Annotated in this window: 15 protein-coding genes; 12 read left to right on the top strand and 3 right to left on the bottom strand. The window is 73.3% G+C overall.

The features are described from left to right. From ACZ58N_RS15340 to ACZ58N_RS15320, 5 genes are all read left to right on the top strand, one after another. A partial coding sequence (locus ACZ58N_RS15340) for a carboxyl transferase domain-containing protein (protein WP_471159201.1) occupies positions 1 to 429 on the top strand: 429 nt, incomplete at its 5' end. A gap of 100 nt (positions 430 to 529) precedes the next feature. Beyond that, the gene (gene speB, locus ACZ58N_RS15335; RefSeq protein WP_281206355.1) at positions 530 to 1519 is read left to right on the top strand and encodes an agmatinase; all 990 of its coding nucleotides are present in this window, start codon (positions 530 to 532) and stop codon (positions 1517 to 1519) included. A gap of 583 nt (positions 1520 to 2102) precedes the next feature. After that, positions 2103 to 2927 (top strand): inositol monophosphatase family protein, encoded by an 825-nt coding sequence (locus ACZ58N_RS15330; RefSeq protein ID WP_471159199.1) that lies wholly within the window; start codon positions 2103 to 2105, stop codon positions 2925 to 2927. Between the two features lie 55 nt (positions 2928 to 2982). After that, on the top strand, positions 2983 to 4401 hold the full coding sequence (locus ACZ58N_RS15325; protein ID WP_471159197.1) for a phytoene desaturase family protein: 1419 nt from the start codon (positions 2983 to 2985) through the stop codon (positions 4399 to 4401). Then, positions 4401 to 4931: an O-acetyl-ADP-ribose deacetylase gene (locus tag ACZ58N_RS15320; protein ID WP_471159195.1), complete on the top strand. Its 531-nt coding sequence runs from the start codon at positions 4401 to 4403 to the stop codon at positions 4929 to 4931. Before ACZ58N_RS15325 ends, ACZ58N_RS15320 begins: the two co-directional genes overlap by 1 nt. Positions 4932 to 5004: 73 nt before the next feature. On the opposite strand, the gene ACZ58N_RS15315 is transcribed toward ACZ58N_RS15320, so the two are convergent. After that, a complete protein-coding gene (locus ACZ58N_RS15315; RefSeq protein ID WP_471159193.1) occupies positions 5005 to 5487 on the bottom strand; it encodes an Lrp/AsnC family transcriptional regulator in 483 nt (160 codons plus the stop codon). A 146-nt stretch (positions 5488 to 5633) separates the two neighbouring features. Here ACZ58N_RS15315 and ACZ58N_RS15310 point away from each other — a divergent pair, with 146 nt between their 5' ends. The 7 genes from ACZ58N_RS15310 (at position 5634) to ACZ58N_RS15280 (ending at position 13692) form a co-directional block, all read left to right on the top strand. Further along, entirely contained in the window at positions 5634 to 6629 is a 996-nt protein-coding gene (locus tag ACZ58N_RS15310) for a DMT family transporter (protein WP_471159191.1), read from the top strand. Continuing rightward, on the top strand, positions 6622 to 7839 hold the full coding sequence (locus tag ACZ58N_RS15305) for an amino acid aminotransferase (RefSeq protein ID WP_471159189.1): 1218 nt from the start codon (positions 6622 to 6624) through the stop codon (positions 7837 to 7839). Before ACZ58N_RS15310 ends, ACZ58N_RS15305 begins: the two co-directional genes overlap by 8 nt. Positions 7840 to 8200: 361 nt before the next feature. Beyond that, positions 8201 to 8782 (top strand): BTB/POZ domain-containing protein, encoded by a 582-nt coding sequence (locus ACZ58N_RS15300; protein ID WP_471159187.1) that lies wholly within the window; start codon positions 8201 to 8203, stop codon positions 8780 to 8782. Next, entirely contained in the window at positions 8779 to 9987 is a 1209-nt protein-coding gene (locus ACZ58N_RS15295; RefSeq protein ID WP_471159185.1) for an MAB_1171c family putative transporter, read from the top strand. Before ACZ58N_RS15300 ends, ACZ58N_RS15295 begins: the two co-directional genes overlap by 4 nt. Further along, positions 9984 to 10925 carry a DNA-binding protein gene (locus ACZ58N_RS15290; RefSeq protein ID WP_471159183.1) on the top strand — a complete coding sequence of 314 codons (942 nt, stop codon included), beginning with the start codon at positions 9984 to 9986 and terminating at the stop codon, positions 10923 to 10925. Before ACZ58N_RS15295 ends, ACZ58N_RS15290 begins: the two co-directional genes overlap by 4 nt. Positions 10926 to 11002: 77 nt before the next feature. After that, positions 11003 to 11482 carry a DUF3574 domain-containing protein gene (locus ACZ58N_RS15285; RefSeq protein WP_389711868.1) on the top strand — a complete coding sequence of 160 codons (480 nt, stop codon included), beginning with the start codon at positions 11003 to 11005 and terminating at the stop codon, positions 11480 to 11482. A 149-nt stretch (positions 11483 to 11631) separates the two neighbouring features. Then, complete coding sequence (locus ACZ58N_RS15280; RefSeq protein WP_471159181.1) at positions 11632 to 13692, top strand: SpoIIE family protein phosphatase; 2061 nt, start codon at positions 11632 to 11634, stop codon at positions 13690 to 13692. Positions 13693 to 13717: 25 nt separating this feature from the next. Here ACZ58N_RS15280 and ACZ58N_RS15275 read toward each other — a convergent pair whose 3' ends face one another. Both ACZ58N_RS15275 and ACZ58N_RS15270 read right to left on the bottom strand, forming a co-directional pair. Further along, complete coding sequence (locus ACZ58N_RS15275) at positions 13718 to 16585, bottom strand: SpoIIE family protein phosphatase (protein ID WP_471159179.1); 2868 nt, start codon at positions 16583 to 16585, stop codon at positions 13718 to 13720. Continuing rightward, positions 16582 to 17568, bottom strand: a complete 987-nt coding sequence (locus ACZ58N_RS15270) for a GlxA family transcriptional regulator (RefSeq protein ID WP_471159177.1) — start codon at positions 17566 to 17568, stop codon at positions 16582 to 16584. The genes ACZ58N_RS15275 and ACZ58N_RS15270 overlap by 4 nt, the downstream gene beginning before the upstream one ends. Positions 17569 to 17602 lie beyond the last annotated feature (34 nt).

Here is a 17602-nt window from a genome sequence, read left to right as displayed (position 1 = left end):
GGCGGCATCATCCGCCACGGCGCCAAGCTGCTGTACGCGTACTGCAACGCCACCGTCCCGCGGATCTCGCTGATCCTGCGCAAGGCGTACGGCGGCGCGTACATCGTCATGGACTCCCAGTCCATCGGCGCGGACCTGACCTACGCCTGGCCCACCAACGAGATCGCGGTGATGGGCGCCGACGGCGCCGCCAACGTCATCTTCCGCAAGCAGATCGCGGACGCCGAGGACCCCGAGGCGATGCGCGCGCGCATGGTCAAGGAGTACAAGGCCGAGCTGATGCACCCGTACTACGCGGCCGAGCGCGGCCTCGTGGACGACGTCATCGATCCCGCCGAGACCCGCGAGGTCCTCGCGAGCGCCCTCGCGATGCTCCGCACCAAGCACGCCGACCTGCCGTCGCGCAAGCACGGCAATCCGCCGCAGTAGAACACCGCACGCCCGGGAGCCGCCCGGCGTCCCCTCACCCGCGCCCGGGCCCACCAACGGGGCACCGGGCAGCAGTACCCGGAAAGGCACGGACCGCACCATGACCGCCCAGCCCAACGGACCGACCCCGCCGCTGGCACCGACCGAGACCGACCGGACGCTGCACTTCGCCGGTCAGGCCACGTTCGGCCGCATCCCCCGCATCGACCAGGTGGAGAAGGCGGACATCGCCGTCGTCGGAGTCCCGTTCGACGGCGGTGTCACCTACCGTCCCGGAGCCCGCTTCGGCGGCAACGCCATCCGCGAGGCCTCCCGAACGCTGCGCCCCTACAACCCGGCGCAGGACGTCTACCCGTTCCACTACAGCCAGGTCGCCGACGCGGGCGACATCAGCGCCAATCCGTTCAACACGAGCGAGGCGGTGGAGACCATCGAGGCCGCCGCCGACGAGCTCCTCTCCGGCGGCGCCCGGCTGATGACGCTGGGTGGTGACCACACGATCGCGCTGCCGCTGCTGCGTTCCGTCGCCAAGAAGCACGGGCCGGTGGCGGTGCTGCACTTCGACGCCCACCTGGACACCTGGGACGACTACTTCGGCCAGCAGTACACCCACGGAATGCCCTTCCGTCGGGCCGTCGAGGAGGGCGTCATCGACACCTCCGCCCTCTGCCACGTCGGCACGCGCGGCCCGATCTACGGCAAGAAGGACCTCGATGACGACGCCAAGCTCGGCTTCGGCATCGTGACCTCGGCGGACGTGATGAGGCGCGGGGTCGACGAGATAGCCCAGCAACTGCGCGAGCGGGTCGGTGACCGACCCCTGTACATCTCCATCGACATCGACGTCCTGGACCCCGCGCACGCCCCGGGAACCGGCACCCCGGAGGCGGGCGGCATGACCTCCCGGGAGCTGCTGGAGATCCTGCGCGGCCTCGCCGACTGCCAGTTGGTCTCCGCGGACATCGTCGAGGTCGCGCCGGCCTACGACCACGCGGGCATCACCTCGATCGCCGCGTCGCACGCCGCCTACGAGCTGATCACCATCATGTCGAAGCAGATCGCCCCGGTCCGTTGGGGGATGGCGAAGTAACCGACTCGGGAGGGGCCGGCGCGCACGGGGCGCCGGCCCCTCCCGCACGCGCGAATTTACCTGACTGAAACCCGCGGGGCGCCGCAAGTCGGCCGGGCTCGGCCATACTTGCCGACGGGCGTCGACCCACGCCGACTTCGCCTCACCGTTTCCCATTCGGCACGCACCCCGGGATGACACGGACAGTATTTCCGGTGCTTCGTGCTGCCCGCGTAAGTAGGACGCGAATAAACCGGCGGTGTCTTCCGGCGGACGGGAACGGAATTACGTCAAGGCGCATGGTTCCGCTTAGAATTACCGCACGCGTACGGCCGCGTCATCATTTCGTTCATTGAGTTCACGGGCCACGAGGTGAATGGCGCGGTCCGTGGCAGGGACCCGGGGCGGTGCGGTCGGCCGGCGGACGGCGACGTCGGGCCAAGTTAGGAAAGTTTACTTACAGTGTCAAGGGCGGGCCTGACGGCCGGCCGGAAGCCACAATCCCACGACCCGCCCGGTGCGTTCACCCGCGCGTCGTCCGGCGTGCGCCGCTCGGACGCCTGCGGGGGTGGGGTTTGTCGGTCGGGCGTGCTTTGCTGGACGCATGATCGATGACTTTCTGGCCCGTGACCTGTCCGCCGTCGAAGAGGCCGTGCGCAAGGCGGCGGCCGTGGAGATCATGCCCCGGTTCCGGCAGCTCGCCGACCACGAGGTGGACCAGAAGAGCGGCCCCCACGACCTGGTCACCGTCGCCGACCGGCTGGCCGAGGAGCACCTGACGGCCTCCCTGACCAAGCTGCTGCCCGGTTCGGCCGTCGTCGGCGAGGAGGCCGTGCACGCCGACCCGGACGTCTACCGGGCGCTGCGCGCCGAGGCCCCCGTCTGGATCGTCGACCCGGTCGACGGGACCCGGCAGTTCGTCAACGGCGACCCCGCCTTCTGCACCCTGGTGGCATTGGCCCTGCGTGGCGAGATCCTGGCCTCCTGGACCTTCGCCCCGGCCCTGGACGAGCTGGCCACCGCCGTGCGGGGGCAGGGCGCGTACGTCAACGGTGAGCGGATCAGCAGCGGTTCGCCCGAGCCCGGCGCCGAACTGCGCGTCGCCACGGCCCACCCGCTGTACACGACGGAGGAGGAGCGGCGCGTCCTCGCCCGACTGGAGGTGCCCGGCGTCGCCGTGCGGCCCTGCGGTTCGGCCGGTCTGGAATACCTGAAGGTGGCCCGCGGCGAGATGGACGCCCTGGCCTTCAACTGGCCCTCGGCCTGGGACCACGCCGCCGGCCTCCTGCTGATCGCCGAGGCGGGCGGAACCCAGAGCACCGTCGACGGGGTGCCCTTCCGGGTGGACCGGGACAACGCCCTCCCGTTCGCCGTCGGCCGCGACGAGGCCACGACCGTGCGCGTCCGGGACCTGCTGCGCGGAGCGTGAGGCGCGGGCGGCGCAATAGGGTGGGGCCAGTGCCCATCGGACGAAGGAGTCGCAAGTGCCGCCGATTCTCGATGCGGTCGTGGTGGGGGCGGGGCCCAACGGCCTGACGGCCGCCGTCGAACTGGCCCGCCGGGGCCACTCCGTGGCCGTGTTCGAGGCCGGGGACACCGTCGGTGGCGGCGCCCGGACCGAGGAGCTGACCCTCCCCGGATTCCGGCACGACCCCTGTTCGGCGGTCCACCCCCTGGGCGCCGGATCGCCCGTGTTCAAGACCATGCCGCTCAAGCGGTACGGACTGGAGTGGCTGCACGCCCCGCTCCCGATGGCCCACCCCTTCGACGACGGCACGGCCGCCGTGCTCTCCCGGTCCGTCGCCGAGACGGCCGCGTCCTTCGGGCCGCGGGACGCGGGAGCGTACCGGCGCATGGTGGAGCCGTTCCTCGGCAAGTGGGACACCCTCGCCCGCGACTTCATGTCCCTGCCGAACACCGCACTGCCCCGGGACCCGGTCACCCTCGCCCGGTTCGGGCTCACCGGGCTGCCCCCCTCCACCTGGCTGCTGCGCCGCTTCCGCGACGACCGGGCCCGCGCCCTGTTCGCCGGGCTGGTGGCGCACGTCATGGCCCCGCTGAGCGGCATCGGGACCGGGGCCGTCGGCCTGGTCTTCGCCCTCGCCGCGCACGCGGGCGGCTGGCCCCTGCCGCGCGGGGGGTCGCAATCCCTCTCCGACGCCCTCGCCGGGTACCTGCGCGACCTCGGCGGCACCCTGCACACCGGTTTCGAGGTCAAACGGCTCGACGACCTCCCGCCGGCCCGCGCGTACGTCTTCGACACCTCCCCGACCGCCCTGGCCCGCATCGCCCGACTGGGCGGCGCCTACCAGGGCTACCGGTACGGGGCCGCCGCCTTCAAGATCGACTACGCGTTGGACGGGCCGGTTCCCTGGACCGCGGAGGACCCCCGCCGGGCCGGCACCGTCCAGATCGGGCCCCGGACCCGTGACATCGACGCCGCCCTGCAACTGGCGTCCGGCGGCCGGGCCCCCCGCAACCCCTTCCTCATCGCCGCCCAGCCCAGCCTCGTCGACCCCGGCCGGGCACCCGAGGGCAAGCACGTGTTCTGGGTGTACGGACACGTCCCGTCGGGTTGGGACGGTGACCTCACCGAGCCCATCGAGCGACAGCTGGAGCGCTTCGCCCCGGGCTTCCGCGACCTCGTACTGGCCCGCGCCACGGCCGGCCCGCCGCAGCTCGCGGCCCGCAACCCCAACTACGTCGGCGGGGACATCGCCTGCGGCGCGGCCTCCGGCCTCCAACTCCTGCTGCGCCCCAAGCTCACCCTGTCCCCGTACACGACGGCCCACCCCGCGGTGTTCCTCTGCTCCTCGGCCACTCCGCCCGGCCCCGGCGTCCACGGCATGTCGGGCCACAACGCCGCCAAGGCGGTCTGGCGCCACCTGCGAAAGGCCTCCTGATGGTCCGCATCGTCCTCGTCCTCGGAGACATCACCGCCCAACCGGCGGACGCGATCGTCAACGCCGCGAACTCCTCGCTGCTCGGCGGCGGGGGAGTGGACGGCGCCATCCACCGACGCGGCGGGCCCGAGATCCTGGCCGCCTGCGAGGACCTGCGCCGCTCCCACTACGGCAAGGGCCTGCCGACGGGCCGCGCGGTGGCCACCACGGCGGGACGCCTCCCGGCCGAGCACGTCATCCACACCGTCGGGCCGGTGTGGTCGAAGGAGGAGGACCGCTCCGCGCTCCTCGCCTCCTGCTACCGCGAATCCCTGCGCGTCGCCGACGAACTGGGAGCCCGTACGGTCACCTTCCCCGCCATCTCCACCGGGATCTACGGCTGGCCGATGGACGACGGTGCCCGCATCGCGGTCGAGACGGTGCGGGCGACCCGCACCGAGGTCGAGGAGGTCCGGTTCGTGCTCTTCGACGCGGCCGCCCACACCGCCTTCGAGGCGGCCGTCGCAGGCCCCGAGGGCGACCGGGCGTAGCGCCCCCGGCGCACGGCCCGACCGTCGACCCGGCACGGGGCCCGGCGGGGTCCGAGGGAGCCGGGCCGGGCCGTCACCGCCCCCGTGCGGCCCCGCCGGGGACGGGCCGCGGGTAGGTCCGGGTCTGCTTGACGCTGCCGTAGGCGAAGCTCGACTCGATCGAGGCGATGCCGGGGATGGCGTGGATCCGGTGGCGCACCAGGGCCTCGTACGCCTCCAGGTCCTCGATGACGACGCGCAGCAGGTAATCACTGCTGCCCGCCATCAGGTAGCAGTCCTGGATGTGCTCGATGACCGCGACATGCTCCTCGAACACCGCGACCGCCTCCGCCGTGTGCCGTTCGAGGCGGATGCGGACGAAGACGGTGACGGGGAGACCGAAGGCGACCTGATCGACCATGGCCGTGTAACCGCGGATCAGACCCGTCTCCTCCAACCGGCGGACCCGACGCAGACACGGGGACGGGGACAGCCTGACGCGGTCGGCGAGGTCCTGGTTCGACAGGCGTCCGTCGGCCTGCAATTCCCGGACGATCTGCAGATCGACGGCGTCCATGGGCCCTCCCGGGGCAGTTCTTGGCAGATCCTGCCCCAAACGTATGTCCGAGCGACAGAACTGGCAATCGGCTGCCCCGGCCCAGCCCCTAGCGTTGCGGGGGAACGGGCCGGACCGGTCCGCTCTCACAGGCTGGAGCAACTTCGTTGGTCGCGACCACAACCACCGGGGCGGCAGCTCCTCTCGACGCGGTGGGCCCGCAGGCCGGCAACCCCGGCCGCCGCGGGCTCTCCCCCCAGGCCCAGGGCATGGCCGCCCTGCTGGTGACCGTGGCGATCTGGGCCGCCTTCGCCCTCAGCGCCCGAGCCCTGAGCTCCTCCACCCTCCTGCCCGCCGACGCGGCCCTGCTGCGCTTCGGCGTCCCGCTGGTCGTCCTGCTCCCCGCGCTGTGGCGGCGGCGGGCACGCATCGCCGCCGTCCGACCCGGCCCCGCCATCAAGATCGTCTGCGGGGCGGGGGTGCCGTTCTTCCTCGCCGCCATGCACGGCGGCTCCCTGACCTCGGCCGCCTTCGTCGGCTCGATCGTCCCCGGCATGGTCCCGCTGTTCGTCTCCGCGCTCATGGCCGCCCGAGGCCGCGGCCTGCCCCGCGGCGCGCAGACCGCCGGTCTCGCCCTGATCGCGGCCGGGGTGGTCGCGCTCGTGTGGCGCCACGTCGTCCCCGTCGACACCGACGTGCTGGCCGGCGCGGGCACCCTCCTCGTCGCCAGCGGACTCTGGGCCCTCTACACGGTCGGCCTGCGCGACGTGGACCTCGACCCCGTCGGCTCGATCGGCCTGCTCTGCCTGCCCTCCTTCGCCGTCATCGCCCTCCTGGTGCTGACCGGGACGCTGCCGACCGGCATCGCGCACGCCGAGGGCGGCGACATCCTCCTGTTCCTGGTGGTGCAGGGATTCGGAGTGGGCCTGTGCGCCGGCCTCCTGTACGCCTTCGCCATCCGCAGGCTCGGCGCCGAGCGCGCCTCGGTCGTCGGCAGCCTCAGCCCCGTGGCCGTCGTCCTGCTCGCCGTGCCGCTGCTCGGTGAGAAGCCGGCGGTCGCCGTGCTCATCGGCGTCCCCCTCATCACCGCCGGCGTGGTCCTCGCCAACCGCCGTCCCCGCCCGCACGCCCGCCCGCGACCCGAGGTTCCCGCAGATGCTTGAGCTCCTTCCCCCGCCGCCCACCGACCCGCTGTGGGACCTGACGTACGAGTTCGGCACCGACGAGCGCCCCGAGCGGCTGAACCTCGTCCTCGGCGTCTACCGCGACCCGACGGGCCGCACGCCCGTCATGGCGGCCGTCCGCGAGGCCGAGATCCTGCTCGCCGAGCGATCCGAGTCCAAGGAGTACCGCGGGCTCTCCGGCAACGCGGGCTTCAACCGGGCGCTGCTCACGATGGTCCTGGGCCCCGACGGTCCGGCCGACCGGGCCGCGGCCGTCCAGACCGTCGCCGGCTCCGGCGCCCTGCGGCTGCTGGCCGACCTGATCTGCCGGACCCGACCCGGCACGACGGTGTGGATCAGTGATCCGGCCTACGTCAACCACCGGCCCATCCTGGAGGCCGCCGGCCTGACCGTGCGCCCCTACGCCTGGCGCGATGCCGAGGGCGGCTTCGACGCCGACTCGGTCCTGCGCGACCTCGGCGCGGCGCGGCACGACGACGTCGTCCTGCTCCAGGGCTGCTGCCACAACCCGACCGGCGCCGACCCCTCCCCGCAGGACTGGGCGGCACTGGCGGAGCTGGCCGCCCACAACGGCTGGGTCCCCTTCGTCGACCTGGCCTACCACGGGCTGGGCGACGGGCTGGAGGCCGACCTGGCCCCCACCCGGATGCTCGCCGCGCGGGTGCCGGAGATGCTGGTGGCCGTCAGCTGTTCGAAGAACTTCGGCCTCTACAGCGACCGTACGGGCTGCGCCGTCGTCATCGGCGCCTCGGCCCGGTCCGTGCGGCACGCCGAGACGGCCCTGCAGAACGCCGCCCGGACCCTGTACTCGATGCCGCCCGAGCACGGCGCCGCGGTCGTGACGACCATCCTGGAGGATGAGCGGCTGCGCGGCTCCTGGGAGGCCGAACTGGACCTCATGCGGGGTCGGATCGCCGCCAACCGCAGTGAACTCACGGCACAGTTGGCTGCGTTGGGCTGCGAGGTCCAGGCCCGGGCGCTCGCGCGGCAGAAGGGCATGTTCTCCATGCTGCCGCTCACCTCCGCCCAGATGCTGCTGCTGCGCAGGCAGTTCGCCATCTACGGCACCACCTCGGGCCGCATCAACATCGCCGGCATTCCGCCCCACCGGATCCCGTGCCTGGCCCGGGGCATCGCGTCCGTCCTGGACCCGGTCGAACTCCCGCTCCGGGCCCGTCTCGTGCACTGAGACGCCGCAGTCCCCGCGGGGCACGTCCCGGGTGCGTCCCGCGGGTCAGCCCCGGGGTGGGGGGACCTGCTTTCACGGCACATTTCGGTGAATTCGTAGAAGTTCCGTGAAAGGCGTGGCCGGATTCCCTACCGACCCGATGGCGGAAACGGTCGGGGAATGACCGGATGGAACTCGTCGTACGGATAAGGGTGTCGGGCGTGTGGCATCATGGCCGCGTCGTCGCCCCGGAATCGGAACCCTTCGGACGCCGTGGTGCCGAGGCGGAGCGGGTTCATTCCCTTTCCGTGCCGGCCGTCACGGGGCCGGCGGCGTGGGTCGGACGGGCACGGCCGCGCAGGGGTTCGGCGGAGGACTGAGGATGAAGTTACCTGGCTCTGCGTCATCGACGTCCGAGGACAGAAGGCTCCGGCGCCGCCTCAAGCAGGTCCGCCACACCTGCGAGGGGCTCCTCGCGCAGTGGGGCATGGAGCACGGGTGCGGCATCGACGAACTCCACCGCCACCTGACCGAGCAGCGCAACCGGCCCATCCATTTGATATCCACGCCGTTCCCCGAACGCCACCTGTTCGGCATATGGCTGAAAATGGATGACTTCGACGTCATCGTGTACGAGAAAGCCGCGTCCTCCTCACACAAAGAACACATCATCGCGCACGAACTGGCGCACATCGCCTTCGATCACAACGGTTCCCTGCAACTCGCCGGTGGTGATTCCGGCCAGCTGATTCCCGACGTCGATCCCGCCGCCGTACGCGGCATGCTGATGCGTTCCCGCTACAGCGACGACGAGGAACAGGAAGCCGAGACGATGGCCTCGCTGATCCTCGCGCGGGCCTCGAAACGGTGGACCGAACCCGCGTGGGGCGTGCCCGCGGACGCCGCGGAGATCGTCGCCCGCATCGAGAACGGACTCGGCAAGCCGGACCAGGGGTGCCTGTGATCTACGGGATCCTCGCGTGGGTCTGCGCCGTCGTCGGCATCGCGGCCTTCGCCTACCGCCTTCCGGACCTGCTGCGCAGGAGGAACGACATCGCCCTGTGGGCGCTGTGCACCTACTTCCTCTGCTCCGGGATCAGCTTCCTGGTGGACCTCGACCTGCTGCGGCTGCACATCTCCGGATTCTTCGGACTGCCCAACATCACCTCGCTGATCACCCAGGTCGCGGTCGTCATCCTGACCGCGGCCCAGCAGGTCGTCCTCGTCTACTGGTCGTCCCCGCCCGCCGAGGCCCGCCGGATGGCCCGCCGCCGCGTCCTGTTCTTCACCGCCGCGCTGTGCGTCCTCGTCCCCACCTCGCTCGTCGTGGGCCCCGCCGCCAAGTCGGAGACGGCCACCTCCACCATCCTGCTCAGCATCCAGGACGGCCGGTACGCCCTGTACATGTCGTTCTACCTGCTGATCTGCGCCATCGGACAGTTCGAGACCGTACGCCTGTCGCTGCGCTTCACCAGGATGGCCAACCGCCAGTGGCTCGCCGTCGGCATGCGCACCGTCACCGTCGGCGCGAGCCTGATCCTGGTCTACTGCGTGACCCGCAGCATCCAGATCGCGGGCACCCGACTGGACTTCGACGGAGCCGCCCTCGACCCCATCCAGTGGACGAGCGGCAGCATCGGCGCCCTGCTCCAGATCGTCGGCTGGACCATCCCGTCCTGGGGCATCCGCGTCACCCGCGCCCGCGGCTGGATCCGCAGCTACCGCTCCTACCTGCGGCTGCGACCACTGTGGTGGGCCCTCTACGAGGCGTCGCCGGACATCGCCCTGGACCCGCCCCGCTCCCTGCCGCGCGACCTCATCCCGCCCCGCGACCCGCACTACAGCCTCTACCGTCGCGTCATCGAGATCCGCGACGGCCAACTGATGCTCCGCACCTCCCTCTCCCTCGCGGACTTCGCGCGCGTCGCCCGCTCCCTGGACCTCCCCGAGGACCCCACCTCGCCCCTGGGGGAGGCCCTCCAGGTCCGCGCCGTGCTCAGCCTCCCCGCCGAGCAACGCGCCGAACAGGCCGACGCCGCCGACATTCCCGTCCGCCCGCCGTACGAGGACTTCCGCCAGGAGGTGGAGTGGCTGACGGAGGTCGCCTCGTCCTTCAGCACCCTCGGTCGACGCCGCGAAGGAGCCATCGACGCGGGGCTCCTGTCGTGACCCCCGCGCAGCCCCCCGCGTCCGCGCACCCCGCGGCGGCCCCGCCCGAGGAACCCGGCACGCTGCTCGGCCCGGCGCTGCACACGATCCGCCGCCTCGTCGCCCTGGACAGCGAGCGCGGCGCGACGGTCGCCGTGCCCGCCGTGCGCGAGGCCCTGCGGCGCTTCCCGCAGCTGTCGGCCGACCCCGCGAGCCTGCGCGCCGCGGACGACGACCTCCTGGCCGCCCTCGCCGAGCTCGCCGAGGTCATCGGCTGGATCCTCTTCGACGCCGGCCTGCACTCCCCGGCCCGGCGGATGAACGCGCGGGCCCTGGCCCTGGCCGAGCTGTGCGGCGACCGCTGGACGGCGAGGCTGGTGCTGCTCAACCACAGCATGCTCGAAGCCCACACCGGCCGGCCGCGGGCGGCCCTGGCGAGCGCCGCCCGCGTCGGCGGCCCCAAGCCGTTGCCCGCCCGGGTGCACAGCCTCGTCCTGATCCGGCAGGCCCACGCCGTCGCGATGCTCGGCGACCTCCGGGCACCCCTCGCGCTGATCGGTCGCGCCCGCAGCCGCTTCCTCGACGGCGTCTCCCGCCGCGACCCCCACTGGGCCTGGTGGATCGACGAGAGCGAACTCCTCGGCCACCGGGGCTGGGTCCTCGCCCGACTTCGGCACGGGGACCGGGCCATCCCGCTCCTGCACGCGGCGGCCACCGCACCCGGCCCCTCCTACCGGCACCTGTTCACCGCCGAACTCCTCGCGGCCCTGGTGCGCGCCGGTGCCTGGAAGGAGGCCGAGGAGCTCGTCGCCCGGCTCGCACCGCGCGCCGCCGCGATCGGCTCCGTACGGACCACCGGAACCCTGCGACGGACGGCGCGGGACCTGTGCCGGTCCGGGCGCGCGCCGGGCGGCCTGAAGGACGCGGCGGTCCACCTCCTGGAGTCCCTGCCCGCCTGAGCCGCGCGGGCCGGACCCGGGGCACAGCCCCCCAACGCCACCCCCCTCCACGAACGACAGACAGGGATTGAAGACACATGCGCCAGATCCGGATACCGCTGCCCGCCGCCGCCCTCTTCGCGGTGGGCGCGCTCCTGTTCGCCGTGGGAAGACCCGTGGCCGACGTCGCGTTCGAGACGCGTGCCACCACGGCCGCGGCGGAGCAGCAGTCCGCCTCCCAGGTGGGCAGCCCCTTCATCTCGACGCACCTGTACTTCGGCACCGGCCGGCACAACGGCAACCCGCCGATCACCGAAGAGCAGTTCATGAAGTTCGTGGCCGACGTGGTCACACCCCGCTTCCCGGCCGGCCTGACCCTCCAGGAGGGGCGCGGCCAGTGGCGTGACAAGGAGGGCGACATCAACGGCGAGCGCTCCTACGAGCTCACCGTGCTCTACCCGGTGAACGAGGCGCACCGCCGCAACATCGACATCGAGTACATCCGCCGCCTCTACTGCAAGATGTGGGAGCTGGAGTCGGTCGGCCGCGCCGACGTACGGGCGCAGGCCGACTTCTGACCCGGCCGGTGGCCGCCCGTGGCAGGACGGGCGGCCGTACGCGGCGTGCGGGGTCCCTTCCCCGCCCGGGTCCGCCCCGACGCGCCGTCCCGAGCCCTCGGATAGGGTGAATCGGAAGGAAACAGGCCCCCCGGGGTGAGGTCGGTGCGTTGGACACTTACCAGTCGACGAGCGAGGTGCCCGATCAGCCGCCGACGGCGGCGGTCGGATACGCCGGCGTACTCCGCGAGCTGTTGCCGATCGCCCTGTGGCGGGAGGACGCGGACGGCCGCATCGTGGAATGGTCACTGGCCGCCCAGGACCTGCTCGGGCACCGCCCCGAGGACATCCTCGGCAAACCCGGCACCGCCGTGCTCGTGCCCGAGGCCAACCACGAGCTGGCCGGAGAGCTGACCCGGCGCGTCCAGGCCGGCGAGACCGTCGTGGGCACGCTGCCCGTGCGCCACCGCGACGGGCACCGCGTGGTGATGGAGATGTGGATCGTGCCCGCCGCCGACCCGCGGGGCCGCACCGGCGCCCTCCTGATCGCCGTGGAGACCTCCGAGGTCCTGCACATGCGGGACTCCCTCGTCGCCCTCCAGAGCCTCTTCACCCAGTCACCGATAGGCCTCGCCACCCTCGGGCCCGACCTGCGCTTCCAGCGGGTCAACGACGCCCTGGCCCGGATGAACGGCGTGCCCGCCGCCGAGCACCTCGGAAAACGGCTCACCGAGGTCGTGCCCGGCGTCAACGCGGCGGCGCTGGAGGCGACCATGCGGCAGGTGCTGGAGCTCGGCAGCGCCGTCGTCGACGTCCGCCGCACCGGCCGCACGCCCGCCGACCCCGAGCACGACCGCACCTGGTCCTGTTCGTACGCCCCGCTGCTCGACGGGAGCGGTCGCCGCCTGGGCCTCATCGCCTCCCTCATCGACATCACCGAGGGCCAGCGGGCCCAGCTGGAGGCGGAGCGGGCCCGCACCCGCTTCGCGCTCCTGGCCGAGGCCGGGACCCGCATCGGCACCACTCTCGACCTGCGCCAGACCGCGCGGGAGATCGTGGACCTGCTGGTGCCGCAGCTCGCGGACTCGGCCGACGTGCAGATCCTCGAATCGGTCCTCGACCCGGACGAGTCGGCGGCCTCCACCCGCGGGGTGCTGCGCCGGCTCGCCGCGACCTTCCCCGACCCGACGGCGCCGACCGCGAAGCTCACCGCCGGCCAGACCTTCCAGGTCCCCGCGGGGACGGTCTACGAACGGGTCGTCACCGAGGGCGTGCCGATGGCCCTGTACGCGTCCGACATCCCCGTGCTGATCACCGACCCGCGCGAACAACCCCTGCGGGACTACCTCGCCACCCTCGGCTCGGCGCGCATGGTGCCGCTGGTCGCCCGCGGCACGGTGCTCGGCGCCGTGGCCGTGACCCGGGTCCGCGCACGCGAGCCGTTCGACGAGCAGGACGGCGTGCTCATCGACGAGCTCGTCGCCCGCGCCGCCCTCAACATCGACAACGCCCGCATGTACACGAGCCAGCGCCAGGCCGCCCGCACCCTGCAGCGCAGCCTCACCAACAGCGCCCTCCCCGAAGTCCCCGGCCTCGAACTGACCGGCCGCTACCTGCCCGCCAGCGAGCACGACGTCGGCGGCGACTGGTTCGACGTCATCCAACTGCCCCGGGGCCGCACCGGGCTCGTCATCGGCGACGTGATGGGCCACGGCATCCACGCCGCCGCCGTGATGGGCCAGCTCCGCACGGCGGTACGGACCCTCGCGCGCGAGGACGTGCCGCCCGCCCGCCTGCTGCGCTCCCTCGACGCGGTCGTCGCCGACCTCGGCGAGGACGAGATGGCCACCTGTGTCTACGCCGTCCACGACCCGGCGACCGGCGGCTGCGTGATCGCCCGCGCCGGCCACCCGCCGCCCGCCGTGGCCGCCGCGGACGGCACGGTCACCTTCCTCGACGGGCCGCCCGGGACCCCGCTCGGCACCGGCGGCCAGGACTTCCGCACCGAGGAGGTGCCGCTGCCGCCGGGCAGCCTGCTCGTGCTGTACACGGACGGCCTCATCGAGGCCCGCGACCGTGACCTCGACGAGGGCATGGAGCGCCTCGGCCGTGCCCTGCGGTGGGCCGCACAGCCCCTGGAGGAGCTGTGCGACGGGATCCTGACCCAGCTGCTGCCCAGCGCCCCCCAGGACGACGTGGCGGTCCTCCTGGCCCGCACCAGGGCCTGCTGAGGGCTCCGCCCCGCACGTCCCGCCGTCACCAGGCGAGGTCCTCCAGCGCTTCGAGGTCCGGGGCGGCGCCCGCCATGGGCTCGGGGCCGCCCGTCAGGGACAGCTCCGCCCAGATGACCTTCCCGCGGTCCGTGTAGCGGGTGCCCCACCGCTCCGCGTACTGGGCCACCAGGAACAGGCCGCGACCGCCCTCGTCGGTGGTCGCCGCGTACCGCAGGTGCGGGGACGTGCTGCTGCCGTCGGACACCTCGCAGATCAGGTTCCGGTCGTACAGCAGGCGGACCCGGACGGGCGCCGAACCGTACCGGATGGCATTGGTGATCAGCTCGCTGAGGACGAGCTCCGCGGTGAACGAGATCTCCTCCAGCCCCCACGCGGCGAGCTGGGCGGCGCCCGCGCCCCGCACCCGCGACACGGCCGACGGGTCGCCGGGCACCTCCCATTCCGCGATCCGGCCGGGGTCCAACCGCCTGGTGTCGGCGATCAGCAGGGCGATGTCGTCGCTCGGCGACGGGAACAGCAGCGCGGCCAGCACGTCCGCACAGGCCTGGTCGGGGCTGCGGCCGGGCTGCGAGAGGGTTTCGCGCAACAGCGCGAGCCCGGAGTCGAAGTCCCGGTCGCGGTCCTCCAGGAGACCGTCGGTGAACAGCACGAGCCGGCTCCCCTCGGGCAGCCGCAGCCCCGTCGCCTCGAACGGCATGCCGCCCACGCCCAGGGGGAGACCCGGCGGCAGCTCGGGGAACTCCACCCGTCCGTCGGCGTGCACCAGGGCCGGCCCGGGATGGCCCGCGCTGGCGATCGTGCAGGCACCGGAGGCCGGGTCGTAGACGGCGTACAGGCAGGTGGCCCCGGTGATTCCGGCGGGCTCCTCCTCGGTGTCCGGGCCCTCCCCGTCCGCGCCGGGACCCGCCCGGCCGCCGGTCCACGTGGGCCCGTCACCGCCCCGGCCCGAGGCCGCGCCGCCGCCCGGGCCCACGGCCGGTACGCCGCGCTCCAGTTGGTCGATCCGGTCGATCAGCTCGTCCAGGTGCCCCAGCAGCTCGTCGGGCGGGATGTCGAGGGTGGAGAAGTTGTGCACGGCCGTGCGCAGCCGGCCCATGGTCGCCGCCGCGTGCACGCCGTGCCCCACCACGTCGCCCACCACCAGCGCCACCCGGGCCCCGGGCAGCGGGATCACGTCGAACCAGTCGCCGCCCACCCCCGCCTTCGCGGGCAGGTACCGGAAGGCGACGTCGACGGCGCTCAGATCGGGTAGCACCCTGGGCAGCAGACTGCGCTGGAGGGTCACCGCCGTGGCGTGTTCCCGGGTGAAGCGGCGGGCGTTGTCGATGGACACCGCCGCCCGCGCGCCCAGCTCCTCGGCGAAGGACAGGTCCTCCTCGTCGAAGGCCTCCTGGGTGTCCGCGGCCCGCCAGAAGTTCGCCATGCCCAGCACCACGCCCCTCGCCTGGAGCGGTACGGAGATCAGCGAGTGCAGCCCGTAGTCGAGGGCCACCCGGGTGCCCGCGGCGTCCTGGGCACGCCAGCCCATCGCGGCGTTCAGGTCGGCCGCGAGCACCGCGTGCCCGGCGTCCAGGGCGGTGGCCATCGGGGCGGTGGGGACGGCGAACCGGATCACGTCGCCGACGGGCTGGAGCGGCTGGTCGGTGCGCACCCCCGACATCGCCGCCCGGCGCATCTCGGTGTGCACGCCCGCGGCCGGTGACGGCTCCTCGCCGCGCAACACCGGCTCCAGCAGCTCGACGGTGACGAAGTCCGCGAAGCGCGGCACGGCCACCTCCGAGAGTTCCTCCGCGGTGCGCACCACGTCCAGGGTGGTGCCGATCCGCACCCCGGCGTCGTAGAGCATCTGGAGCCGCTCGCGGGCCACCTCGGCGCGGCCGGCGAGCGCCGCGAGCTCGGTGGAGTCGCGCAGGGTCATGACGCTGCCCGAGGGCCGTCCGGAGAAGGTCTCGGTGGGGCGCACGTTCACCGCGATGAGCCGGTCGCCCGCCCGGTGGACCTCGTCGGTCACGACCCTGCCGGAGGTCAGCAGCTCGGCGGTGCGCGGGTCCAGGCCCAACTCCGCGACGGGTCGCTGCTCGGCGTCGGGGGGCAGGTCCAGCAGCCGGCGGGCCTCGTCGTTGGCGAGGACCAGCCGGTCGGAGTCGTCGATGATCAGCACGCCCTCGCGCACGGCGTGCAGCACCGCCTCGTGGTGCTCGTTCATCCGGGCCATCTCGGCGGCGCCCAGCCCCCGGGTCTGGCGCCGCAGCCGCCGGCTGACCAGGGCGGCGCCGCCGGTGCCGAGGAGCAGGGCGCCCGCCGCCGCGCCGAGGAGCAGCGGCAGCTGCCCCTCGACCACGTCCGCGACGTTCTCGATCTCGATGCCGGTGGAGACCAAACCCACCACCTGGCCGCTCTCGTCCCGTACGGGCACCACCGCACGGACCGCGTCACTGGGCTTGCCCTGGAACACCTCGGTGAACGAGCGGCCGGCCCGCGCGCGGGCGAGGTCGCCGGAGGCCCGTTGCCCGATCAGCTCGGGCCGGGAGTCGGTGTAGCGGACGCCGTCGGTGGTCATCACCGCGACGAAGTCCACGCCGGAGCCCTTGCGGGCGCCCTCGGCCAGGGCCTGGAGACCGACCGTCGGGTCCGGGCCCCGCAGGGCCGCCGGCAGTCCGGGGGCGTGGGCGAAGGCCTCGGCGGCGGCCAGGGAGCGGTTTCGGGCGTCCTGCCGACTGTCGTAGCGGGCCTGGAACACCAGGGCCAGCGCGGCTGCGGTGATCAACACGGCGACGATCACGGCCTGGAGGGCGAACACCTGCCCTGCGACGCTGCCGGGCGCCAGGGAGAGGCGCGCGAGCAGGCTTGCCGGCCGCGCGTCCCGCTGTCGACCCGAACTTCCGGTCATGAGCCCTTTCTAACACTGTCGCCGCGTCCCGGTGCGGTGGCCGCCGCCGCACGGTACGCGCGCGGGCTGAGGCCGACCCGCGCACCGAAGTGCTGGCGGAAGGTGACCTCGCTGGCGAACCCGGCCCGCCGGGCCACTTCCGGGACGGGGTGGTCGGTGCGCTCCAGGAGTTTGCGGGCCTCGTCCAGACGCCGCCCGAGCAGCCACCGGTGCGGGGTGGTGCCGGTCGCCGCCGTGAAGTGCCGGGCGAAGGAACGGGGCGACATCCCGGCCCAGCGGGCCAGCGTGGCCACGTCCAGCGGCTCGTGCAGCCGACGCAGCGCCTGTTCCCGTACGGCGGCGAGGGTCTCGGCGATCCGGTCCGCCGCCGGAACGGGCCGGTCCAGGTACTGGGCGTGGTCACCGGTGCGGAAGGGCCCGGTCACCATCGAACGGGCGACGGCCGCCGCGGCCTCCGCCCCGTGGGCCTCGCGCACGAGGTGCAGACACAGGTCGATCCCCGAGGCCACCCCGGCGGACGTCCACAGCCCGTCGTCCTCCACGTAGAGCGGGGCGTCCTCGACCAGCACCCCCGGGTAGCGGGCCGCGAGCTGCGGGGCGAGCCACCAGTGGGTCACCGCTCGGCGCCCCTCCAGCAACCCGGCCTCGGCCAGCACGAAGGCCCCGGCGCACAGGGCGGCCACCGGCACCCCCCGGGCGTGCGCGGCGCGCAGCGCGGCGAGCACCGGCTCGGGCGTCGGGTCGGCGGGTTCGGCCAGCGCGGGCACGACGATCAGGTCGGCGGTACCGAGCCAGTCGAGTCCGCGGTCGGGCATCAGGGTCAGCCCGCCGGGCAGCGCGATCGGGCCGCCGTCCAGCGCGCACCGGCGCAGCTCGAAGGGGGGCACCCCGACCCGGCTGCGGTCGGGTCCCCACACCTCGGTGATGACGGCGAGGTCGAAGCTCCGGATCCCGGGCTGGGCGACGATCGCGACGCGCTCCATGGGGCCACTGTGCCAGACCCCGCCGCAGCGTCCT

Source organism: Streptomyces sp. NPDC040432 (assembly GCF_055595445.1).
Note: the sequence above shows the minus strand (reverse complement) of the source record. Positions and strands in the feature narration are given on the sequence as shown.